This is a genomic window from Krasilnikovia sp. MM14-A1004 (genome assembly GCF_047159485.1).
Classification (GTDB): domain Bacteria; phylum Actinomycetota; class Actinomycetes; order Mycobacteriales; family Micromonosporaceae; genus Actinoplanes.
Genome location: NZ_AP038773.1, coordinates 1,366,901 through 1,388,203, shown reverse-complemented (window position 1 = coordinate 1,388,203; position 21,303 = coordinate 1,366,901). Strand labels below are relative to the sequence as shown.

At 72.5% G+C, this 21,303-nt stretch carries 24 protein-coding genes; 12 read left to right on the top strand and 12 right to left on the bottom strand.

Annotation, left to right across the window (positions count from 1 at the left end):
• Positions 1 to 14: 14 nt before the first annotated feature.
• From ACMCNN_RS06490 to ACMCNN_RS06470, 5 genes are all read left to right on the top strand, one after another.
• Complete coding sequence (locus ACMCNN_RS06490; protein WP_412745253.1) at positions 15 to 569, top strand: hypothetical protein; 555 nt, start codon at positions 15 to 17, stop codon at positions 567 to 569.
• A gap of 42 nt (positions 570 to 611) precedes the next feature.
• Entirely contained in the window at positions 612 to 1,370 is a 759-nt protein-coding gene (locus ACMCNN_RS06485) for a HipA family kinase (protein WP_412745252.1), read from the top strand.
• Complete coding sequence (locus ACMCNN_RS06480; RefSeq protein WP_412745251.1) at positions 1,367 to 1,735, top strand: DUF3037 domain-containing protein; 369 nt, start codon at positions 1,367 to 1,369, stop codon at positions 1,733 to 1,735. The genes ACMCNN_RS06485 and ACMCNN_RS06480 overlap by 4 nt, the downstream gene beginning before the upstream one ends.
• 59 nt (positions 1,736 to 1,794) lie before the next feature.
• Positions 1,795 to 2,862: an ATP-dependent DNA ligase gene (locus ACMCNN_RS06475; RefSeq protein ID WP_412745250.1), complete on the top strand. Its 1,068-nt coding sequence runs from the start codon at positions 1,795 to 1,797 to the stop codon at positions 2,860 to 2,862.
• An 81-nt stretch (positions 2,863 to 2,943) separates the two neighbouring features.
• Positions 2,944 to 4,521, top strand: a complete 1,578-nt coding sequence (locus ACMCNN_RS06470; protein ID WP_412745249.1) for an alpha/beta hydrolase — start codon at positions 2,944 to 2,946, stop codon at positions 4,519 to 4,521.
• On the opposite strand, the gene ACMCNN_RS06465 is transcribed toward ACMCNN_RS06470, so the two are convergent.
• Positions 4,472 to 4,945 carry a potassium channel family protein gene (locus tag ACMCNN_RS06465; protein ID WP_412745248.1) on the bottom strand — a complete coding sequence of 158 codons (474 nt, stop codon included), beginning with the start codon at positions 4,943 to 4,945 and terminating at the stop codon, positions 4,472 to 4,474. The two genes, ACMCNN_RS06470 and ACMCNN_RS06465, sit on opposite strands and share 50 nt — an antisense overlap.
• 74 nt (positions 4,946 to 5,019) lie before the next feature.
• Here ACMCNN_RS06465 and ACMCNN_RS06460 point away from each other — a divergent pair, with 74 nt between their 5' ends.
• Complete coding sequence (locus tag ACMCNN_RS06460) at positions 5,020 to 5,472, top strand: GNAT family N-acetyltransferase (RefSeq protein WP_412747084.1); 453 nt, start codon at positions 5,020 to 5,022, stop codon at positions 5,470 to 5,472.
• A gap of 32 nt (positions 5,473 to 5,504) precedes the next feature.
• Here the strand turns inward: ACMCNN_RS06460 and ligD are convergent, their stop codons facing one another.
• From ligD to ACMCNN_RS06445, 3 genes are all read right to left on the bottom strand, one after another.
• Positions 5,505 to 6,536 (bottom strand): non-homologous end-joining DNA ligase, encoded by a 1,032-nt coding sequence (ligD, locus tag ACMCNN_RS06455; RefSeq protein ID WP_412745247.1) that lies wholly within the window; start codon positions 6,534 to 6,536, stop codon positions 5,505 to 5,507.
• 131 nt (positions 6,537 to 6,667) lie between these two features.
• The gene (locus tag ACMCNN_RS06450) at positions 6,668 to 7,117 is read right to left on the bottom strand and encodes an LPXTG cell wall anchor domain-containing protein (protein ID WP_412745246.1); all 450 of its coding nucleotides are present in this window, start codon (positions 7,115 to 7,117) and stop codon (positions 6,668 to 6,670) included.
• Positions 7,118 to 7,214: 97 nt separating this feature from the next.
• Positions 7,215 to 7,721 (bottom strand): PH domain-containing protein, encoded by a 507-nt coding sequence (locus ACMCNN_RS06445; RefSeq protein WP_412745245.1) that lies wholly within the window; start codon positions 7,719 to 7,721, stop codon positions 7,215 to 7,217.
• A gap of 76 nt (positions 7,722 to 7,797) precedes the next feature.
• Between ACMCNN_RS06445 and msrB the strand changes: the two genes are divergently transcribed.
• Positions 7,798 to 8,214, top strand: coding sequence for a peptide-methionine (R)-S-oxide reductase MsrB (gene msrB / locus ACMCNN_RS06440; protein WP_412745244.1), 417 nt, complete (start codon positions 7,798 to 7,800; stop codon positions 8,212 to 8,214).
• Between the two features lie 50 nt (positions 8,215 to 8,264).
• Here msrB and ACMCNN_RS06435 read toward each other — a convergent pair whose 3' ends face one another.
• The 4 genes from ACMCNN_RS06435 to ACMCNN_RS06420 all read right to left on the bottom strand — a co-directional run bounded on the left by ACMCNN_RS06435 (position 8,265) and on the right by ACMCNN_RS06420 (position 10,849).
• A complete protein-coding gene (locus ACMCNN_RS06435) occupies positions 8,265 to 9,356 on the bottom strand; it encodes a hypothetical protein (protein WP_412745243.1) in 1,092 nt (363 codons plus the stop codon).
• Between the two features lie 187 nt (positions 9,357 to 9,543).
• Positions 9,544 to 9,798, bottom strand: coding sequence for a hypothetical protein (locus ACMCNN_RS06430; RefSeq protein WP_412745242.1), 255 nt, complete (start codon positions 9,796 to 9,798; stop codon positions 9,544 to 9,546).
• A 97-nt stretch (positions 9,799 to 9,895) separates the two neighbouring features.
• Positions 9,896 to 10,501: an NAD(P)H:quinone oxidoreductase gene (wrbA, locus tag ACMCNN_RS06425; protein WP_412745241.1), complete on the bottom strand. Its 606-nt coding sequence runs from the start codon at positions 10,499 to 10,501 to the stop codon at positions 9,896 to 9,898.
• A 72-nt stretch (positions 10,502 to 10,573) separates the two neighbouring features.
• Complete coding sequence (locus ACMCNN_RS06420; protein WP_412745240.1) at positions 10,574 to 10,849, bottom strand: isoamylase early set domain-containing protein; 276 nt, start codon at positions 10,847 to 10,849, stop codon at positions 10,574 to 10,576.
• 89 nt (positions 10,850 to 10,938) lie between these two features.
• Here ACMCNN_RS06420 and ACMCNN_RS06415 point away from each other — a divergent pair, with 89 nt between their 5' ends.
• The gene (locus ACMCNN_RS06415; protein ID WP_412745239.1) at positions 10,939 to 11,373 is read left to right on the top strand and encodes a GNAT family N-acetyltransferase; all 435 of its coding nucleotides are present in this window, start codon (positions 10,939 to 10,941) and stop codon (positions 11,371 to 11,373) included.
• Positions 11,374 to 11,382: 9 nt separating this feature from the next.
• Here ACMCNN_RS06415 and hemQ read toward each other — a convergent pair whose 3' ends face one another.
• The 3 genes from hemQ to hemE all read right to left on the bottom strand — a co-directional run bounded on the left by hemQ (position 11,383) and on the right by hemE (position 14,592).
• Positions 11,383 to 12,084 carry a hydrogen peroxide-dependent heme synthase gene (gene hemQ / locus ACMCNN_RS06410; protein WP_412745238.1) on the bottom strand — a complete coding sequence of 234 codons (702 nt, stop codon included), beginning with the start codon at positions 12,082 to 12,084 and terminating at the stop codon, positions 11,383 to 11,385.
• The gene (gene hemG, locus ACMCNN_RS06405; RefSeq protein WP_412745237.1) at positions 12,081 to 13,472 is read right to left on the bottom strand and encodes a protoporphyrinogen oxidase; all 1,392 of its coding nucleotides are present in this window, start codon (positions 13,470 to 13,472) and stop codon (positions 12,081 to 12,083) included. The genes hemQ and hemG overlap by 4 nt, the downstream gene beginning before the upstream one ends.
• Before the next feature lie 64 nt (positions 13,473 to 13,536).
• Positions 13,537 to 14,592 carry a uroporphyrinogen decarboxylase gene (gene hemE / locus ACMCNN_RS06400; protein WP_412745236.1) on the bottom strand — a complete coding sequence of 352 codons (1,056 nt, stop codon included), beginning with the start codon at positions 14,590 to 14,592 and terminating at the stop codon, positions 13,537 to 13,539.
• Between the two features lie 129 nt (positions 14,593 to 14,721).
• Between hemE and ACMCNN_RS06395 the strand changes: the two genes are divergently transcribed.
• Complete coding sequence (locus ACMCNN_RS06395) at positions 14,722 to 15,297, top strand: DUF3000 domain-containing protein (protein ID WP_412745235.1); 576 nt, start codon at positions 14,722 to 14,724, stop codon at positions 15,295 to 15,297.
• Here the strand turns inward: ACMCNN_RS06395 and ACMCNN_RS06390 are convergent.
• On the bottom strand, positions 15,294 to 16,382 hold the full coding sequence (locus ACMCNN_RS06390) for a S1C family serine protease (RefSeq protein ID WP_412745234.1): 1,089 nt from the start codon (positions 16,380 to 16,382) through the stop codon (positions 15,294 to 15,296). The two genes, ACMCNN_RS06395 and ACMCNN_RS06390, sit on opposite strands and share 4 nt — an antisense overlap.
• Before the next feature lie 162 nt (positions 16,383 to 16,544).
• Here ACMCNN_RS06390 and ACMCNN_RS06385 point away from each other — a divergent pair, with 162 nt between their 5' ends.
• The 3 genes from ACMCNN_RS06385 to ACMCNN_RS06375 all read left to right on the top strand — a co-directional run bounded on the left by ACMCNN_RS06385 (position 16,545) and on the right by ACMCNN_RS06375 (position 21,244).
• Positions 16,545 to 17,885, top strand: a complete 1,341-nt coding sequence (locus ACMCNN_RS06385; protein WP_412745233.1) for an HRDC domain-containing protein — start codon at positions 16,545 to 16,547, stop codon at positions 17,883 to 17,885.
• A 99-nt stretch (positions 17,886 to 17,984) separates the two neighbouring features.
• On the top strand, positions 17,985 to 19,178 hold the full coding sequence (locus tag ACMCNN_RS06380) for a thiolase family protein (RefSeq protein ID WP_412745232.1): 1,194 nt from the start codon (positions 17,985 to 17,987) through the stop codon (positions 19,176 to 19,178).
• A 5-nt stretch (positions 19,179 to 19,183) separates the two neighbouring features.
• A complete protein-coding gene (locus ACMCNN_RS06375) occupies positions 19,184 to 21,244 on the top strand; it encodes a 3-hydroxyacyl-CoA dehydrogenase NAD-binding domain-containing protein (protein WP_412747083.1) in 2,061 nt (686 codons plus the stop codon).
• Positions 21,245 to 21,303: the final 59 nt, after the last annotated feature.

The window sequence follows — 21,303 nt, the reverse complement described above, 5'->3', positions numbered from 1 at the left end:
TTCAGGAGGTCGAGATGCGCTACCGAGCCGCCCCTCCCGGGGCCCGCAGCGAACCACCACCCGCCGACGACGCCGCCGGCTGGATCACCGGCGCGGTGCCCGACGGCTGGTTCACCGAACCGCCCCGGGTCGTCATCGACCGCGACGAGATCATCATCTGGGGCCGGCTGCCCGTACCCGAACTGGCAGCCGACGCCACCGACGCCGACCGCGCCGCCGCCCAGACCGGGCGCATCCACCAGTTCCGCGAGGACACCCGCGACGCCCGCATCCGGATCGCCCAGCAGGTCGAGCACCGGTACGAGCGCAAGGTGGCCTGGGGTGCGCGGTGCGGCGACGCCGAGCACCTGTACACCCACCTCGCCGCGCCCGTGATGACGCGGCTGCGCCAGGCCGAACGCCAGGTGCTGGACACCCTTGTGGACGCCGGTGTCGCCCGGTCCCGCTCGGAGGCGCTGGCCTGGTGTGTCCGGCTGACCGGCCAGCACACGGAGGAGTGGCTGGCGGGTCTGCGCGACGCCATGACCCGGGTGGACGAGCTGCGCCGACAGGGCCCGGACACCGTCTGAAATCCCGTGGGCCCGCGCGCAGCGGATCAATAGAGTGGCGGTGTGCTACGTCAGGTGACCGCCGTCCGCTATGTGACCCCGCTGCGTGAGGGCGGGTCCCTGCCCGGCATCGTGGAGGCCGACGACCTCGGCACGTACGTGCTGAAGTTCCGCGGCGCCGGGCAGGGCCCCAAGGCTCTGGTCGCCGAGGTGATCGCGGGCGAGCTGGCCCGTCGCCTCGGTCTGCCGGTGCCCGAGCTGGTCGTCGCCGGGCTGGACCCAGTGGTCGCCCGCGCCGAGCCCGACGAAGAGGTGCAGGAGCTGCTCAAGGCCAGCGCCGGCGACAACCTCGGCATGGACTACCTGCCGGGCGCGCTCGGGTACGACCCGATGGCGCATCCGGTGGAAGCGGGTCTCGCGTCGCGGGTGCTGTGCTTCGATGCGTTCGTGGAGAATGTGGACCGCAGCTGGCGCAACCCGAACCTGCTGCAGTGGCACGGCGGGCTGTGGCTCATCGACCACGGCGCGACGCTGTACTTCCACCACAACTGGGCGCGGGCCGCGGCGGTGGTGCACCGGGCCTACCCGTGGGTGGACCACGTGCTGCGCCCGTACGCGACCAAGCTGGACGCCGCCGGTGCCGAGCTGGCCGAGCGGCTCAGTCCGGCGCTGCTGGCGGAGGTGCTCGCGCTGGTGCCGGACGAGTGGCTGGCCGAGTTCGACTTCGCCGAGCCCGCCGACGCGCGCGCGGCGTACCTGGAGCATCTGAGTGCCCGCGCCGCCGCGCCCGCCTCCTGGCTGCCCGCGGGAACGGCCCGGTGAAGGCCCCCTACGAGTACGCGATCATCCGCGCCGTCCCCCGGGTCGAGCGCGGTGAGCTGATCAACGTCGGGGTGCTGCTCTACTGCCAGCGGCGCGACTTCCTGGCCGCCCGTACCCATCTGCACGACCAGCGGCTGCTGGCGCTCGATCCGGACGCGGACGCGGCCGGCGTCCGCGCCGCTCTGACCGGGTGGGAGGCGACCTGCTCGGGTGGCGGGGCGGCGGCGGCCATGTCCCGGGGCGAGCGGTTCCGCTGGCTGGTCGCGCCGCGCAGCACGATCCTGCAGGCCGGTCCGGTGCACATGGGCCTGGCCGAGAATCCGGCCGCCGAGCTGGACCGCCTGGTCGACCTGCTCGTCCGGTAGGGCATAGTCGCAGGCACAGAATGCCCCGCTGAGTACATCCCTGCAGGCAGACTGTGCCGATGGACCTGCCGATCAATCCGCCGGTCAGCCCGATGCTGGCCAAGCCCGTCGCCGACATCCCGCCGGGACAGATCTACGAGCCCAAGTGGGACGGCTTCCGCTCGATCATCTTCCGCGACGGCGCGGAGGTGGAGATCGGCAGCCGCAACGAGAAGCCCATGACCCGGTACTTTCCCGAGGTCGTCGAGGCCGTGCTGGCCAACTTCCCGGAGCGGGCGGTGATCGACGGCGAGGTGATCGTGGCCGACACCGGCCGCAACACACTGGACTTCGAGGCGCTGCAGCAGCGCATCCACCCCGCCGCCAGCCGGGTCAAGCTGCTCTCCGAGCAGACCCCGGCGAGCTTCGTCGCGTTCGACCTGCTGGCGCTCGGCGACGAAAACCTCACCGAGCTGCCGTTCGCGCAGCGCCGGGACCGGCTGCGCGAGGCGCTGGGTGCGGCCGAGCCACCCGTGTACGTCACCCCGGCGACCGACGACCTGGACACGGCCCGGCGCTGGTTCGCCGAGTTCGAGGGCGCGGGGCTGGACGGGCTCATCGCGAAGGCGCGGGACCTGACGTACCAGCCGGACAAGCGGGTCATGACCAAGATCAAACATAAGCGTACGGCGGACTGTGTGGTCGCCGGCTACCGCGTGCACAAGTCCGGCGACGACCGGATCGGCTCGCTGCTGCTCGGCCTGTACGACGAGCGCGACATCCTGGTCAGCGTCGGCGTCATCGGCTCCTTCCCGATGGCGGTACGCCAGGAGCTGTTCGTCCAGTTGCAGCCGCTGGTCACCACGTTCGAGGGTCATCCGTGGGACTGGGCCGCGCACCAGCAGGGCGAGCGGACCCCGCGCCGCAACGAGGCCAGCCGGTGGAACGCGGGCAAGGACCTGTCGTTCGTACCGCTTCGCCCGGAACGCGTCGTCGAGGTGCGTTACGACTACATGGAGGGCATCCGGTTCCGGCACACCGCCCAGTTCGAGCGCTGGCGCCCGGATCGGGAGCCGCACACCTGCACGTACGAGCAGCTGGAGCGGCCCGTGCGATTTGATCTTGCGGAGGTGCTGACCAGCCGCTGAGGGGGCGCCGTTTCGGGCGCGCAGCGCGTAGCCTTCTGCGCGGACGACAGCCGGCGCTTGCCCGCCGACGTCGCAACCGACATGACGCGCGACCGAAAGGCCTCCCCTGTGCTCCGCCGTTCCCGCCTGGTGACAGGACTGCTCGCCGCCGCCACCGTCGCCGTGACCGCCGGGTGCACCGTGCCCGTGTTCGCCCCGAACGACTCCGGGGGCGGCGTCGGGTCCGCCGTCGCGGGCGGTCAGGGGAACTGGCGGCAGTGCGACGACGTGCCGCGCAAGCTCGTGGGGCGCGGGGCGGAGGGGATGACCTACGAGTGCACCACGCTCGCGGTGCCCCGGGACTGGGCCGCGCCGCAGGGCGGGCAGACGTACGACATCTCGCTGATCCGGATCCGGTCGCGCAGCCAGAAGCAGCGCATCGGCTCGCTGCTGGTCAACCCGGGCGGGCCGGGCGGGTCCGGCGTCGACCTCGCCGTGTACCTCTCGTTCGGCGAAGCCTTCAACGGCCTGCCGAGCGCGGTCACCGACCGCTTCGACATCGTGGGCTTCGACCCGCGCGGGGTCAGCCGCTCGACGCCGGTGAAGTGCATCAGCAACACCGACCAGGACGCCTCCTTCGGCGCCGACCCCGACCCGGTCAGCCAGGCCGACTTCGACGAGGTGGTGGCGCTCAACAAGCGCGTGGCCGAACGGTGCGGCAGCAAGCTCGGAGACCAGTTGCCGCTGTTCTCCACCAAGCAGGCGGCCCGGGACATGGACGCGATCCGCACCGCCGTCGGCGACCAGAAGCTGACGTACCTCGGCTTCTCGTACGGCACCCTGCTCGGCGCGACGTACGCGCAGCTGTTCCCGAACAACGTCAGGGCGCTGGTGCTCGACGGGGCGATCGACCCCGAGCAGGACTTCGTGACCGGCTCGGAGTCGCAGGCCAAGGGCTTCGAACGCGCCTTCACCAACTTCGCGAACTGGTGCCGGGCGACCCGGGACAAGTGCCCGATCGGGCCGGACGCGCGGGGCGCGGTGACCGACGCCATGGCCAAGGCGGAGCGTTCCCCGGTCAAGGACGACGACGGCCGGGAGGCCACCGCCGGCTGGATCTTCGTGGCGGTGATCTCGTCGCTGTACAGCGAGGAGAGCTGGCAGAAGCTGGCCGGGGCGGTCGACGACCTGCAGGGCGGCGACCCGCAGGGCATCTTCGAGCTGGCCGACCAGTACGCCGACCGCAAGCCGGACGGCACCTACTCCAACCTGTTCGACGCGAACCTCGCGGTGAACTGCGCCGACACGGCCGCCGCCCCGTCGGTGGCGAAGGTCCGCGAGCTGCAGGCGCAGTGGCGCACGAAGTACCCGCTGTTCGGGGCGCCGCTGGCGATGGGGATGCTGCCGTGCGTGTTCTGGCCCGGCAAGCGGGATCCGTACCCGGCCGGCGAGGCGAAGGGTGCCCCGCCGATCGTGGTGGTGGGCACGACCGGCGACCCGGCCACGCCGTACGAGAACACGGCGGCCCTGGCGAAGATGCTGGGCACCGGGCACGTGCTGACCTGGGAGGGCGAGGGGCACACCGCGTACCCGAGCACGAAGTGCATCACCGGCGCGGTGGATTCCTATCTCATCGACCTGACGGTGCCCCGGGAGGGTCTGCGCTGCCCGGCGAAGTGACAGCGTCCGGCGCCTGCACGCCGTCGCGGGCGGCCATCTCCTCCAGCAGGGCGCGTACCCGGCGCAGGTTGTTCTTCAGTTCCTCCTGCTCCTCGTGGCGGAACGCGTCGGTGTCCACGATCAGGCGGCTGGCGAAGTGCGCGGTGATGAGCGGGATGACCGCCAGCACCATGACGGAGATGAGCAGCCCGGCGATCACCCGGCCGCCCAGGGTGTTCGGGTACTCGTCGCCGTAGCCGACCGTCGTCGCGGTGACCACGGCCCACCAGACCGAGTTACCGAAGGTCTCCCCCTCGACCAGGCTGTAGGCCAGACCGCCCACGAGCAGGAGCAACAGGTACGCCAGAATCAGGGTGCCCGGCGAGTTGGCCAGCCAGACGAGCCCCCGGTAGGCCGCGCGGAACGGCGAGAGCAGCAGTCGCATGGCGACATGGTGCCCGGTGCGGACCGGTAAGGACCTCAGCCCGTCGGACGTGTCAGGATGGCCGGGTGACCCAGGTGATCTTCCGCGGCGCGACCCGCGCCGACGTCCCCGCGATCCTGGCGCTGCTGGACGACGACGAGATCAGCCGCTCGCGGCCGCAGGTGGTGCCGGAGGGCGACGACGCGGCGTGCTGGGCGGCGTTCGAGGCGATCGACGCCGACCCGCGCAACGAGCTGATCGCCGCGGACGACGGCGGGACGGTGATCGGCACCTGCCAGCTGACGTTCATCCCGTCGTTGAGCCGCCGGGGCGCGGAGCGGATGACCATCGAGGCGGTCCGGGTCCGCACCGACCGGCGCGGCGACGGGATCGGGCGGGCCATGATGCTGTGGGCGCTGGACCGGGCCCGCGAACGCGGCTGCGGGCTGGCCCAGCTCACCACGGACAAGCGGCGTACCGACGGGCACCGGTTCTACGAGGCGCTGGGTTTCACGGCGTCGCACGAGGGCATGAAGCTCGCCCTGTAGTCGCACGACCGAGCGCAGCCCGGCCGGCACACTCACTCCCAGTTCGCGGCGTTCTTGCGGCTGGGCTGGACGCGGGGCGGCTCCCCCGGCATCTTCGGGTGGTCCGGCGGGTACGGCATGTCGCCCTGCCCGGCCCTCTCGTCGCGCTGCACCCACTCCAGCAGCGGGGTGATGTCGTGCGCGACGTCGTCGATGCCCGCGTGCGGGTCGCCGACCTCGGCGAACCGCTTCGGCACCGTACGCAGATCGAAGTCGTCGGGCTCCACCTCGGCCAGCTCGTCCCAGGTCACCGGCGCGGAGACCGTGGCCCGGGCGTTGGCCCGCAGCGAGTACGCGCACGCGATGGTGCGGTCGCGGGCCATCTGGTTGAAGTCGAGGAAGACCCTGGTGCCGCGCTCCTCCTTCCACCACGCGGTGGTGATGCGGTCCGGTGCCCGCCGCTCCACCTCCCGGGCCAGCGCGATCGCCGCCCGGCGCACCTCGACGAACGTCCACTGTGGGGCGATGCGGACGTAGACGTGCACGCCGCGCCCGCCGGAGGTCTTCGGGTAGCCCGTCCAGCCGAGGTCGGCAAGCACGCCGCGGACCTCCTGCGCCGTACGCACGACGTCGCCGAAGTCGGTGCCGGGCTGCGGGTCGAGGTCGATGCGCAGCTCGTCGGGGTGGTCCGGGGCGGCGGCCCGCACCGGCCAGGGGTGGAACACGACGGTGCCCATCTGCGCGGCCCAGGCCACGTGGGCGAGGTCGGCGGGGCAGAGCTCGTCGGCGGTCCGGCCGCTCGGGAAGGAGATCGTCGCGGTCTGCACCCAGGGCGGCACGCCGCGGGTGGGTATCCGCTTCTGGAAGAACATCTCCCCGTCGATGCCGTCCGGGAAGCGTTGCAGCGTGGTGGGTCGCTGCCGCAGGGCGCGCGTGATGCCGTCGCCCACCGCCAGGTAGTACTCGAAGACGTCCCGCTTGGTGTATCCGCGCTGCGGGAAGCAGACCTTGTCCGGGCTGGTCAGCCGCACCTGCTGACCGGCGACCTCGACCTCGACGGCGGGCGCCTTCGCTCTCTGGGCCATGCGCCGACCCTATGCCCACGCCTGGCCGCGCCGGCCCGTTCCATCGAGGCGTGTCGGGACTGTCGAGGGGTCCCGGAAACGGCGACGGCCGCCCCGCGCTCGCGGGACGGCCGTCGCCGTGCACTGATCTCTCAGGCGCTGCGGCGCCGCCGCGTGAGGTACAGCGCGGCACCGCCCGCACCGAGGAGCAGTCCGCCGAGCGCGGCGGTCGCGCCCATCGACGGGCCGGTCACCGGCAGATGGCCGGCGCTGACGCCACCTCCGGGGGACGGCGCGTGCGTCGGGCTGACCCCGCTCGGCGGGCTCGTCGCGACGGTCGCCGACGGGGTCGCGCTCGGCGTGGCGCTCGGGGTGCCGTAACCGCCGCCGCCCCGGCTGTGGCTCGCGCTCGGGCTGACGCTCGCGCCGTACCCGTACGAGCAGTCGGTGCGCGGGTCCTCGACACACGGCGAGGCCGACGTGGCGGTCGCCCTGACCGCGACGTCCGGTGCGGCGGTGGCGGGCGCCGCGAAGGCGAAGGCGGCGAGGACGGTCACGCCGGCCGCGGGGATTCCGGCGGCCAACCGGCGGGTCACACTCATGAGGAGTATCCGATCTGTTGCTGGATGGTCCGTTTCTTCGTTCGGGGGGAGTTTAGCCAGACCTGGCGAATTTTGCGCAATTCGCCCCGGAAAGTCGTCAGCACGGTACCCCACCAAACCGGTGACTACGCCACAGGTGGGACAGAGCGCCCACCTTCAGCTCGAACTGCGGGTCGGCGGCGAACATCTCCCCGCTGTACGGGGCGCACAGCTGCACGCTCGCGCCCGTGTCGAGGTAGACAGAGACCACGGTCCGGCCGCCGCGGCGCTCCGCGCGCAGGTCCACCACGCGGCTCCACGGTTCCACCGCATGCATGAACGGCGCGACCGTACGGATGCCGTCGGCGTCCACCACGACCGCCTGCCGGCGCCCCAGCAGCAGGCCGATCGGCGCGGCGGCCAGCGGCGGGCCGATCGTCAGCAGCAGCCACACCCAGCTCGGCGGGGCCGGTACGGCCGCCCACTGCAGGCCGGCGACGGCGGCGACGAGGCCGCCCGCGACGCCGACGACCGACATCACCGCGCCGACGTACAGGCCGTGGCCGAGCGCCTGCTGCCAGGTGGGACGGAATCGAGCCGGCGCACCGGCGAACGCAGCGTCCATGGCCCGTCCAACGACGCGCTGACCAGCGGGGCCGCACCGCCGGTGCGTCGTGCGCGCATCGACGTACGGTGGGTGCATGGCTTCCGACGAGACCACCCTGCCCACCACCGAGGACGAGTGGCGGGTCCGCCTGTCCCCCGCCGAGTTCCGGGTGCTGCGCCAGGCCGGCACGGAGCCGGCGTTCTCCGGCGAGTACGTCGACACCAAGACGGCGGGCATGTACCGCTGCCGTGCCTGCGGCGCCGAGCTCTACCCGAGCGACACCAAGTTCGAGTCGCACTGTGGCTGGCCGTCGTTCGACGACGCGATCCCCGGCGCCATCACGGAGATCGAGGACAACAGCCTCGGCATGGCCCGTACAGAGATCAGGTGTGCCAGGTGCGATTCACACCTGGGCCACGTGTTCCGGGGCGAGGGCTTCACGCCGAAGAACACCCGGCACTGCGTCAACAGCCTGTCGATCCGCCTGGACCCGAGAGACGACGACGCCTGAGGGCCCCCGGCGGCGGTGGCGCGGCCGGGAGCCCTCAGGCGTTCGAGTGACTACTTGACGGCGGCGACCAGCAGGCCGTCCAGCCAGCCGGACGGCAGGTCCACCGGCAGGTGCCGGGCCGTCCCCGCCGCCTGAACCGTGGCCAGGCCCGCCGCGGCGGCCGTGGTCCGGTGGACGACGACCTTGCGACCGGACGCCTTGACCGTGTACGAGACGGTCTTGTGGGTCCACGGGTTCGTCGCGTACACCTTGACGCCGCGGGAGACGTTCTTCACCTTGACGACCTTCACCTGCAGCTTTGTGTTGTTGACCTTCGCCTCGTGCTTGATGATCTTGCGGAGGGACGCCACCTTCACCGTGTGGCCGTGGGCCTTCGCGCGCACCACCTCGGCGCCACCCTTGGCGACCGACCGGACGGCGTCCGACATGTGCAGGTAGGCCACGCCGCGCGTCAGGGTCGCCGCGCTGATCGTGACCGACGCCGCAGGCAGGGTCACGGTCTGCGGTCCGTACGTGAAGGCCTGCGTCATCGTCAGGCCCTCGCCGGCGAGGCGCGCGCTGGTCAGCGACCCGGCCGGGTCGACGTGGAAGGAGTAGTTCACCTGACCGCTCAACGCGCTGAAGGCGTAGTCGGTCGAGCCGTCGTCGTGCACCGTCTTCGTACCCGCGTTGTCGGTGTCGTCGGCGAGCACCGAGGCCGGTCCGCTCTCCTTCACGACGGTGGCGAAGTCCAGCGTGGGATCGGCGGCGAAGGCGTACTTGACCTCGGGACGGCCCATCATCTTCACCGCCGCACGCTGGTCGGCGTCGCTCAGGTTCGCGTAGAGCCCCCGGCCGCCGGCGACATAGGCCACCATCAGATGGCCGTCCATCAGGACCCGGCTGGACGCGGTCTGGTGCGCGGTGTCGAACACCATCGAGCCGGTGAGCGAGAGGAATCCGGTCGAGGTGACCGCGTTCCGCCAGCCGCCCGCGGCGGCGGACGTCGAGGCGGTGGCCACGGTCTTCAGCTCGGCGGCCATCTGGGTGGCGTTGAGGTTGGTCGTGGTGTCGGCGGCGTAGGCGGCTGCCGGCAGCGCGAACACGCCGGCGGCCAGCGACAGGGTGGTCGCCGCGAGGGCGGTCCGGGAGGGACGGAACATCGGGACTCCGAGCAGTGAGGGGTCGTCGAGCAAACGGCGAACCTACCCACACCGGGCACACTGCGGCTCGGCTCCGCGGACACTGTTGGTCACCGTCGCCCGGGCAGATCGGCACCGATCCGGCATTGGGGAGAGACGACCGGCGGACGGCAAGGGCCCGTACGGCCAGGGCGGCCCGGCCGGCTCATCAACCGGACCAGGACTCGCTCATCTCGGGCATCCGCTCCGGGGGCTGGCCGAGCATGGGCGGCGGACCGGGAGGCGGACCGGGCTGCGGGGCGGCGGCCGCGCCGAGGGACTCGCCCAGCTGCCGCAGGTGCTCCACCAGCAGCCGCTCGGACAGGATGCCCCGCACCGCCTCCTGCGCGGCGCGCAGCTCGGCGAACGCCACCTCGTACCGCTCGACGAGCTTGTGCAGCTCCGCGCCCTGGTAGTCACTCATACGGTCAGGCTAGCGAGAAATGAGCATTATTCGGCTTGATATGCCCGAAGCTGCCCCTTCTTGTCCCACCAGCACCAGGCCGTCGCCCCGGCGGTGCTCAGTCCTTCAGCTTCCCGGCGATCGTCACGATGCGCTGGGCCAGGTGATCCAGCGCTGCATAGTCCGACTCCGCCAGCGGGGCGTCGTTACTGCCGCCCGTGACGTGCGACACGCCGTACGGGTTGCCGTCGGCGAACTTGAGCGGGTCGGTGTAGCCGGGCGCGACCACGAGACCGCCGAAGTGGTAGATCGTCTGGTACAGCGCCAGCAGCGTCGACTCCTGGCCGCCGTGCGCCGTCATCGACGCGACGAAGCCCGCGTACGCCTTGTTGGCCAGCAGGCCCTGCGCCCACTGCGGCCCCAGCGTGTCCAGGTACTGCTTGAGCTGGCTGGCCACGTTGCCGTAGCGGGTGGGGGTGCCGAGCAGCACCGCGTCGGCCCACACGATGTCGTCGGCGCTCGCCCGCGGCTCGTCCTTGGTCCGGTCGTAGTGCTGGCTCCAGGCCGCGTTCGAGGCGATCGCCTCCGGCGGCGCCAGCTCCGCCACCTGACGCAGCCGCACCTCGGCGCCCGCCTTCTCCCCGGCCTGGGCGAGCCGTTCCGCCATGCCGTGGATCGTGCCCGTGGCCGAGTAGTAGATGACGGCAAGCTTGACGTTCGCCATGGAACCCCCTCGTGTTGATTGCCTCGTCAACCAATCAACGACGGGATGCCCCGGCGGGACCCGCGGATAACGTCAGAGTTTGAGTTCGCTGCCGTGCGGGCCGACCCAGTCCGCGTGGTCGTCGTCCAGCCAGACGCCGTCCGTGGCCAGGTAACGGAACCGGTAGTGACCGGGGTCCAGCCGCAGGCTGATCGTGCGGGTGCCGTCGCGGCGGATCTTGAGCTCGTGCGCGCCCGGTTCCCAGTCGTTGAACGTGCCGACCACGCTGACCGTGCCGGCGGGTTCGTCCGCGGGCAGGCAGAAGGTCACCCGGGTCTTGTTCCCGAAGAGTTTGCTCCGCTTGATCATGAGAACCTCCCACGCCGTTTGGGGTTCACCCCATGGGTACAACGCGCGCGGGCGCAATGGTGTGACGACGCGCCGCCTAGGATCGCGGAATGCGCACCCAGGCCCACGTCGCACTCTTCCGCGACCTCGACGTCACCACCCTGTACGCGATCCTGCGGCTGCGCGCGGACGTGTTCGTGGTCGAGCAGAAGTGCGCCTACGGCGACCTGGACGGCCGGGACACCGAGCCCGCGACCCGCCACGTGTGGTTCGCCGACGGCGAGGACATCCGCGCCTACCTGCGGATCCTCGACGACGACGGGGTCGCGCGGATCGGCCGCGTGGTGGTCGCTCCCGCCGCGCGCGGCACCGGCGTCGCCAGTGACCTCATGACGCAGGCGCTGACGATCATCGGCGAGCGGCCGAGCGTCCTGGGGGCGCAAGCCCACCTGGCCGGTTTTTACGGCAAGTTCGGCTACGAGCAGATCGGTCCGCAATACCTGGAGGACGGCATACCGCACATTCCGATGCGACGCGCGGCGTAACGGCTACGGCTACGGCAGGGCCGCGACGATCTCGGCCACGCTGCGCCGCCGTCCGGTGTAGAACGGCACCTCCTCGCGCACGTGCCGGCGGGCGCCGGAGGCCCGCAGGTCGCGCATGAGATCCACGATCCGGTGCAGCTCGTCCGCCTCGAACGCCAGCATCCACTCGTAGTCGCCCAGCGCGAACGAGGCCACCGTGTTCGCCCGTACGTCCGGGTAGCCGCGCGCCATCCGGCCGTGCTCGGCCAGCATCGCCCGGCGCTCCTCGTCGGGCAGCAGGTACCACTCGTACGAGCGCACGAACGGGTAGACGCAGACGTACGCGCGGGCCTGCTCCCCCGCCAGGAACGCCGGCAGGTGGCTCTTGTTGAACTCGGCCGGGCGGTGCAGCGCCATCTGCGACCACACCGGCTGCAGGTGACGGCCCAGCGCGGTACGGCGCAGCAGCCCGTACGCCTCCTGCAGGGCGTCGGAGGAGCCGGAGTGCCACCACACCAGGATGTCCGCGTCGGCGCGCAGCCCGGCCACGTCGTACGTGCCGCGGACCGTCACGTCCTTGCCCGCCAGCTGTTCGAACAGGCCGTCCACCTCGGCGGCCAGGTCGTCGCGCAGCGCCGGCAGCGGCGACGCGGCCCGGAACACCGACCACATCGTGTACCGGATCGTGTCGTTCAGCTCGCGCACCCGCGCGGCGTTGGTCTGCTCGCTCATCTGTCCTCCAGGGATTTCAGGACGTCCTCGGCGGCGGTCTCGCCGCCCGCCACACAGGCCGGAATGCCGACACCGTCGAACGCGGCACCGGCCAGCGCGATGCCGGGCGGCAGCGCGGCACGGGCGGCCGCGACCCGGTCGAGATGGCCGGGAGCGTACTGCGGCAGCGCCCCGCCCCAGCGCTGCAGCCACGACGCGACAGGCGTCGGCAGCGCCCCGCCGAGCAGCTCGCCCAGCTCGGCGCGGGCCAGCGCGATCAGGTGCTCGTCGTCGCGCTGCAGCCGGTCCGCCTCGCCCGCGCGCCCGAGCGAGGCCCGCACGATCACCGGGCCGCCGTCGGAATCCAGGTGCCCCCATTTGCGGGTGACGAACGTCGCGGCCTTCACCAGCGTGCACTCCGTCGGCGGGACCAGGAAACCGGACAGCTCCGGCAGTGGCGTGCCGGGCGGCAGCGCCAGCGCGACCAGCGCCACGCTCGCGTAGTCGAGGACCCCCACGGCGTCGGCCGCGGCGGGGGCGATCGTTGCCAGCAGCCGGGACGCGGGCCGGGCCGGGACCGCCAGCACCACCGCGTCCACCTCGTCGACCTGCGGCGCGGGCACCGGGCCGCACACGAGCCGCCAGCCGCGCCCGGTGCGGCGCAGCTCGCGTACCGGCTGGCCCAGGCTGAACTCGGCGCCGCTGGCCCCCGCGGCCGCGGCGACCAGGCGGCTCAGACCCCCCGCAACCGTGGCGAACACCGGCCGGCCGGGCACCCGCACCGTGGCGGCCTGCGCGGCGCGGACCGCCCCGGCCAGGGTGGATTCGGTGCGGGCGGCGCGCGCCAGGGCGGGCATCGTGACCGCCAGCGACAGCTCGTCGGCGCGGCCCGCGTACACCCCGCCGAGCATCGGGTCGACCAGGTGGTCGGCGACCTCGTCGCCGTACCGGGCGCGGACCAGGGCGCCCACCGCGACGTCGGCGGCCGGGCCGAGCAGCGGGCGGCCCTCGTCGGGGTCGGCGTCCGCGGCCGGGCGCGCGACCGCGCCCAGCAGGCCGAGATCTCCGGGTACGCCCATCAGCGTGCCGCCGGGCACCGGCTCCAGCCGCCCGTGCAGGGCCAGGGCGGCCGGGATGCCGCTGGGGTGCACCAGTTCGGCGCCCAGCCCGAGGCGGCGGGCCAGCCGTACCGCGGCCGATTCGGTGCCGTCGGGCGCGCCGGTCAGGAAGGACTCGGCGCCCCGCTCGACGGTGGCACCGGCCAGCTCGCCGGTGCGCAGCTTGCCGCCGAGCGCGCCGGACCCCTCGTACACGATGATCTCGGTGTCCTGCGGCGACCGGTCCCGCAGCCGGACGGCCGCGGCGAGCCCGGCGATGCCGCCGCCGATGACCGCAACCCGCTTCCGCACGCCGTCAACACTGTCAGGTCGCGCGGCCCCGCGCTCAGCGGGGTCGGCCGATGTGAGCGGCCAGTCAGCGGGCCGACGCGGTGTGCACGAGCTCGACCAGGCGGGTCAGGACGTCCGGGTCGGTGTCCGGCAGCACGCCGTGGCCCAGGTTGAAGACGTGGCCGGGTGCGGCCCGGCCCTCCGCCAGCACCCGGCGGGCCTGCTCCTCGACCACCTGCCACGGCGCGAACAGCGTGGCCGGGTCCAGGTTGCCCTGCACCGCGCGGCCCCCCACGGTGGCCGCGGCCCGGTCCAGCGGGGTACGCCAGTCCACGCCGACCACGTCCGCACCGGCCTCACCCATCGCCGGGAGCAGCAGCGCCGTGCCGACCCCGAAGTGGATCCGCGGCACGCCCGCGTCCGCGAGCCCGCCCAGGACGGCGGCGGAGTGCGGCAGGACGTAGCGGCGGTAGTCGGCCTCGGACAGCGCGCCCGCCCACGAGTCGAACAGCTGGACCGCGCTCACCCCTGCATCGATCTGGACCCGCAGGAAAGCGAGGGTGATCTCGGCCAGGCGCGCGCACAGGTCGTGCCAGAGCTGCGGGGCGCCGTACATCATGGCTTTGGTTCTGGTGTACGTGCGCGACGGTCCGCCCTCGACGAGGTAGCTGGCCAGGGTGAACGGCGCGCCCGCGAAGCCGATCAGCGGGGTGGCGGCCAGCTCCTTCACGAGCAGCCGGACCGCCTCGTCCACGAAACTCACGTCGGCCACGGTGATCGGCCGCAGGCGGTCCACGTCCTCGCGGGTCCGGATCGGGTCGGCGATCACGGGGCCGGTGCCCGCCACGATGTCCAGGTCGATTCCGGCCGCCGCCAGCGGGACCACGATGTCGCTGAACAGGATCGCGGCGTCGACGCCGTGGCGGCGTACCGGTTGCAGGGTGATCTCGGTGACCAGCTCCGGGCGGCGGCAGGACTCCAGCATCCCCACCCCCTCGCGGATCCTGCGGTACTCCGGCAGCGAGCGGCCGGCCTGCCGCATGAACCAGACGGGGGTGTGCGGTACGTCGAGGCCACGGCAGGCGCGCACGAACGCGGACCCGGCCGGGCCCTGCGGGGAGGTAGTGGTCACCCGCGCCATGGTGCCATGCGGGGCGGGCGCCACCGGACCGCGTGTGTGCGGGCACACCACGGCAACGGCGAATGAGTGAACCTCGTGCGCGGCGTGCCGTACGGCGGTGATGGGCGGTGATCGGCATAGGCTCCCTCCATGGCGCCCACCCCCACCGCACCCGAGGCGTTCACCCGCGCCGTCGACGGGTTACGCGCCGCCGCCCCCCGCGCCGAGATCCTGCTCGAGGAGATCGACCCGCCGCAGCGTCTCGCGCCGTACGGGTTCGCGCTGAGCGCGACAGTGCTGCGCGACGGCGACGAGGTGGCCGACGGGCGGCTGATCCTGCTGCACGACCCGGCGGGGCACGACGCGTGGCGCGGCAACCTGCGACTGGTCACCCTCATCACGGCGGAGCTGGAGTCGGATCTGGCCGGCGACCCGCTGCTGCCCGCCGTGGCCTGGACCTGGCTCACGGACGGCCTGGAGCAGCACGGGGCCGGGTACACGGCGATCGGCGGGACGATCACGCAGACCGCCTCCACCCGGTTCGGCGAGCTGGCCGGGCCGGCGCCCACCGCGGACCTGGAGATCCGCGCCTCGTGGACGCCGACCTCCGACGATCTGGGCGCCCACCTGTACGGCTGGTGCGGGATGCTGGCCTCCACCGCGGGCCTGCCCCCGCCGGGGGTGACCGCTCTGGCGCAGCGGGACGGCCGCGGGATCCTGCGTTAGCAGACGTCGAAGGTGTCGCAGGCCGTCTTGATCGGGACGGCCAGCCCGATGCCCTCGGCGTCGCGCGCCTTCGCGGTCGCCAGCCCGACCACCCGGTCGGACGAGTCCACCACCGGGCCGCCGGAGTTGCCGGGGTTGATCGGGGCGTCGAACTGGATCACCGGTCCGTCCTTGTCGTCCGGCCGGAACGCGCTGACCACGCCGGTGGTCACGGTGTCCTCCAGCCCGAGCGGCGCTCCGGCGACCAGGATCTGCTGGCCGGGGCGGACCTCGTCGGTCGCCGCCGCAAGTCCGCTGATCTTGCGCTCGGCGCGGAGCAGGGCGATGTCCTTGCCGCGGTCGACCTTGACGATGGTCGCCTCCATCTCGGTACGGCCCCGCTCCAGGAAGACCTTGCGCCCACCCTTTGTGAAGATCGACTCCACCACGTGGAAGTTGGTCAGCAGGTTCGCCTTGCCGGAGCCGGCCTTGTCACCGATCGCGAACGCCGTACCGGTGAACTCGCCGGCCCGGACCCGGAACACGCTGGGCAGCACGTTCGCCGAGGTGGCCTCCGGGTTGAACACGCCCGCCACCTGCTTCTCCAGCCGGTCGGCGCGTTCGGTCTCGTGCTGCAGGGCGGTGGCCAGCTGGTCGGTGTTGCCGCCGAGGCGCTTGTCGAGCCGGTCCAGGCGCCAGGCCTGCCAGCCGGACACCCCGATGAGCACGAGCACCAGCGCCAGGGCCAGCAGCCGCCCGCGGCCGCGGCCGCTATCGGCGGCGGACCCTTCCCGATGCGCCTGTCGCCCGGTGGGCGGGATCAGCGGCTCCTCCGAGCCTGAACGGGCGGGTCGCGGGTGCCCGATGCGCGGCGCGGGCCGGGTGGGTCCCTCGCCGTACCCGTGCTGCGGCTGCGGTGCTCCGTCGAACGGGGTGGCGCCCTCGGGCCACGAGTCGAAGAAGGCGGACTCGGGCCAGCCGTCGTCGCCGGTCGACGCGGGCCGCGGCATCTGCCACTCGCCGGAGGGATGGTCGGGCAGGCTGAGCAGCGGATCCACCGGGCCGCGACGCCGGCTGGGCACGCCGAACTGGTCGTAGCTGGTCATGGCGGCCTCCCGGGCGGTTCGATGGTCCGGCCGGTAGTACGGATGCGGGGGCCAGTCCGTTCGGGCCCGGCACCATCGGATTTTGCCCGGATGTCGATCGAGCGGCGGCGCGCCGGGACCCGGCTGCACATGCCGAGGGGGGCACACCCGTACGGTTACGGAGTGACCGACGAAACATTCCGTCGGGACGCGCCGGACCAAGCAGTTGACGGACCGCACGATGTGCCGCCCGACCCTTCGTACGGCGGTCCCGCCCCCACGGACGCCGACCCCACGGACGCCGCCCCCACGGCGCCCGCCGCAGTGCCCCTGATCGCGCCCCGTGAGGGCACCCCGAGACCGGTGGCGACCGCCGAGGAACTGGCCGAGGTGGTCGCGCGGATGAGCGCGGGCACCGGCCCGGTGGCGGTCGACGCCGAACGCGCCTCGGGCTACCGCTACACGCAGCGCGCGTACCTCGTGCAGTTGCGCCGGGCCGGTGCCGGCACGGTGCTGCTGGACCCGCTGCCACTGGAGGACATGAGCACGCTGGACGCCGCGCTGGCCGGCACCGAGTGGGTCTTGCACGCCGCCAGCCAGGACCTGGCCTGCCTGTCCGAGATCGGCATGAAGCCGCGGCAGCTGTTCGACACGGAGCTGGCCGCGCGGCTGGCCGGGTTCGAACGGGTGGGCCTGGCCGCGCTGACCGAGTCGCTGCTGGGCTACTCGCTGGAGAAGCACCACTCGGCGGCGGACTGGTCGACCCGGCCGCTGCCCGAGTCGTGGCTGACGTACGCGGCACTCGACGTGGAGCTGCTCACCGACCTGCGCGACCTGCTGGCCGCCGAGCTGGAGCAGCAGGGCAAGGCGGCCTGGGCGGCCGAGGAGTTCGCGGCCCTGGTGGCCGGTGCCGACCGCCCGCCCAGGGTGCGGCCCGACCCGTGGCGGCGCACCTCCGGCATCCACCGGGTACGCGGTGCCCGCGCCCAGTCCCGCGTGCGCGCCCTCTGGTACGCCCGGGACACGGTGGCCGCCCGCAAGGACTCCGCGCCGGGCCGGGTGCTGCCGGACTCCGCGATCATCGCCGCCGCCGAGCTGGACCCGAAGGACGAGCGGACCCTGCTGACCCTGCCCGGTTTCGGCGGCCGGTCGGTGCGCCGGCTGGCCCGGATCTGGCTGGACGCCCTGGACGAGGCCCGCGCGCTGCCGGACGACGCGCTGCCGGTGAACCAGCCGGTTGAGGGCCCGCCGCCCCCGCACCGCTGGGCGGAGCGGGACCCGGTCGCCGCGGCCCGGCTGGCGCGCTGCCGGCAGGTCGTGATCGGCACCGCGGAGGCGCACACCCTGCCGCCGGAAAACCTGATCAGCCCCGACTTCATCCGCCGGCTGGCCTGGTCGCCACCGCCGGACATCACTCCCGGTACGGTTGCCGAGACGCTGCGTGGTTTCGGCGCCCGTCCGTGGCAGATCGCGTTGATCGTCGACGGCGTCGCGGCGGTGCTTCCCGACTCCGCCGCGGCATGATCATCGACTCCTTGCGGCGGGACTGTAGGCAGTCCTAGTTACCGGCGAGTAGCATCACCGACGACACCCCCAGGGTTCACGCCCGCAAGGAGGCTTGCTGTGCCCCGTGAAGTACGCGAGGTCGTCTTCGTCGACGGCGTCCGCACCCCGTTCGGCAAGGCGGGCGGCATGTACGCCGAGACCCGCGCCGACGACCTGGTCATCCGCTGCATCCGAGAGCTGATGAAGCGCAACCCCCAGCTCCCGCCGGAGCGGGTCGACGAGGTGGCCATCGCGGCCACCACGCAGACCGGCGACCAGGGCCTGACCATCGGCCGGACCGCCGCGCTGCTGTCCGGCCTGCCCAAGACCGTGCCCGGCTACGCCATCGACCGGATGTGCGCGGGCGCCATGACCGCCGTGACCAACGTCGCGGGCGGCATCGCCATGGGGGCGTACGACGTCGCCATCGCGGGTGGCGTCGAGCACATGGGCCGGCACCCGATGGGCGAGGGCGTCGACCCGAACCCGCGGATCCTCGCCGAGAAGCTGGTCGACCCGTCGGCGCTGGTCATGGGCGCCACCGCGGAGAACCTGCACGACCGGCTGCCGAACATCACCAAGGAGCGGGTCGACGCGTACGGCCTCGCCTCCCAGGAGAAGACGGCAAAGGCGTACGCCAACGGCAAGCTCCAGCCCGACCTCGTGCCGGTCGCGCTGCGCAGCTCCGAGGAGGGCTGGGGCCTGGCCACGGTCGACGAGGCGCCCCGTGCGACGTCGCTGGAGAAGCTGGCCACGCTGAAGACCCCGTTCCGTCCGCACGGCCGGGTCACCGCCGGTAACGCGGCAGGGCTCAACGACGGCGCCACCGCCGCGCTGCTGGCCAGCGAGGACACCGCCCGCGAGCTGGGCCTGCCGATCGCCATGCGGCTCGTCTCGTACGGCTTCGTCGGCGTCGAGCCCGAGATCATGGGGTACGGCCCGATCCCGTCGACCGAGAAGGCCCTGCGCATCGCCGGGCTGACCATCGACGACATCGGCCTGTTCGAGCTGAACGAGGCGTTCGCGGTGCAGGTGCTCGCGTTCCTCGACCACTACGGCATCGCCGACGACGACCCGCGGGTCAACCCGTGGGGCGGCGCCATCGCCATCGGTCACCCGCTCGCCTCCTCCGGCGTACGGCTGATGACCCAGCTGGCGCGGCACTTCGCCGAGCACCCCGAGGTCCGCTACGGCCTCACCGCGATGTGCATCGGCATCGGCATGGGCGGCACCGTGATCTGGGAGAACCCGAACTGGGAGGGCGACAAGTGACCACGCTGCCGGACTACCCCAACGAGGTCGTCACCAGGGCCCTCGTACGCCTGGTCAAGGTGCCGGGGCTGGACAAGCCCGCCGCCGTGATCACGCTCGACAACGGGTTCGACTACAAGAAGCCGAACAGCTTCGGCCCCGGTGGGCTCGCGTCGCTGGACGAGGCGATCACCAAGGCCACCGAGGCGCAGCCTGCGTTCATCGCGCTGACCGGCAAGCCGTACATCTTCTGTGTGGGTGCGGACATCACCGGGATGCCGTTCATCACCCAGCGGGAGCAGGCCAGGGCGCTCGGCGAGCTGGGCCACCAAGTGTTCGCCCGGCTGAAGAACTCCGAGATCCCGACGTTCGCGTTCATCAACGGCGCGGCGCTCGGCGGCGGCCTGGAGGTGGCGCTGCACTGCCACTACCGGACGGTCTCCGGCGGCGCGGCGGCGCTGGGTCTCCCCGAGGTCGCGATCGGCCTGGTCCCCGGCTGGGGCGGCAGCCAGCTGCTGCCGAACCTGATCGGCGTGCCGGGTGCGGCGCAGGTCATCCTGCAGAACCCGCTCACCCAGAAGGTGCTCAAGCCGAAGCAGGCCGCCGAGATGGGCGTCGCGGACGCGCTGTTCGAGCCGGCCGACTTCCTGGAGGACTCGCTCGCCTGGGCGGCCGGCGTGGTCAAGGGTGAGGTCACCGTGACCCGCCCCGAGGTCGACCGCGACATGTGGGACGGCGTGCTGTTCTTCGCCAAGCAGCAGCTCGACGAGAAGCTGCACGGCGCCGTTCCGTCCGCCAACAAGGCCCTGGAGCTGCTCGGCCTGGCCAAGGAGGCGTCGTTCGAGGACGGCACCGCGGCCGAGACCGAGATCCTCGCCGACCTGATCATGGGCGACGAGGCCCGCGCCAGCCTGTACGCGTTCGACCTGGTCCAGCGCCGGGCGAAGCGCCCGGTCGGCGTGCCGGACAAGGAGCTGGCCCGCAAGGTCACCAAGGTCGGCATCGTGGGCGCGGGCCTGATGGCCTCCCAGCTCGCGCTGCTGTTCGCCCGCCGCCTGCAGGTGCCGGTCGTGCTGACCGACCTCGACCAGGCCCGCGTCGACAAGGGCGTGGCGTACGTCCACGGCCAGATCGACAAGCTGGTCGGCAAGCGCCGGATGGACGAGGGCACCGCGGCCAAGCTGCGCGGCCTGGTCAGCGGCTCGGTCGACAAGAGCGTCTTCGCCGACGCCGACTTCGTGATCGAGGCGGTCTTCGAGAACCTCGACCTGAAGAAGCAGATCTGGGCCGAGATCGAGAAGATCGTGACCCCGGAGGCGGTGCTCGCGACGAACACCTCCTCGCTGTCGGTGTCCGCGATGGCGGCCGACCTGGAGCACCCCGAGCGGGTCGTCGGCTTCCACTTCTTCAACCCGGTCGCGGTGCTGCCGCTGCTGGAGATCATCAAGGGCGAGCGGACCGACGACGCCACCCTGTCCACCGCGTTCGCGGTCGGCAAGGAGCTGCGCAAGAGCTGCGTGCTGGTCAAGGACGCCCCGGCGTTCGTGGTCAACCGGCTGCTCACCCGCTTCACCAGCGAGGTCTTCTCGGCGATCGACGAGGGCACCCCGCTGGACGTGGTCAACACCGCGCTCGACCCGCTGGGCCTGCCGATGCGGCCGATCGCGCTGCTGCAGCTCGTCGGCCCCGCGGTCGCGCACCACGTGGGCGAGACGCTGCACGGCGCGTTCCCGGACCGCTTCGGGGACAGCCCCAACCTGCGGCGCATCGCCGAGGCGGGCATCCCGCTGATGGTCGACGACGAGATCAACCCCGAGGTGGTCAAGCTCCTCGAGGTCGGTTCCGCGCCGTCCACCGCCGATGAGGTACGCCAGAAGGCTCTCGACGCGCTCGCCCGGGAGATCCGTCTCATGCTGGACGAGGGTGTCGTCGCCGAGGCCCAGGACATCGACCTGTGCATGATCCTGGGTGCCGGGTGGCCGTTCCACCTGGGCGGCGTCACGCCGTACCTGGACCGCAGCGGCACCTCGGAGCGGGTGACCGGCAAGCGGTTCCTGCCGCAGGGCGTGGCCAACGTGCCCGCCTGATCCACAGGCTGTCGGATGACGGACGCCCCCGTGATTTAGTCGCGGGGGCGTCATGCCGT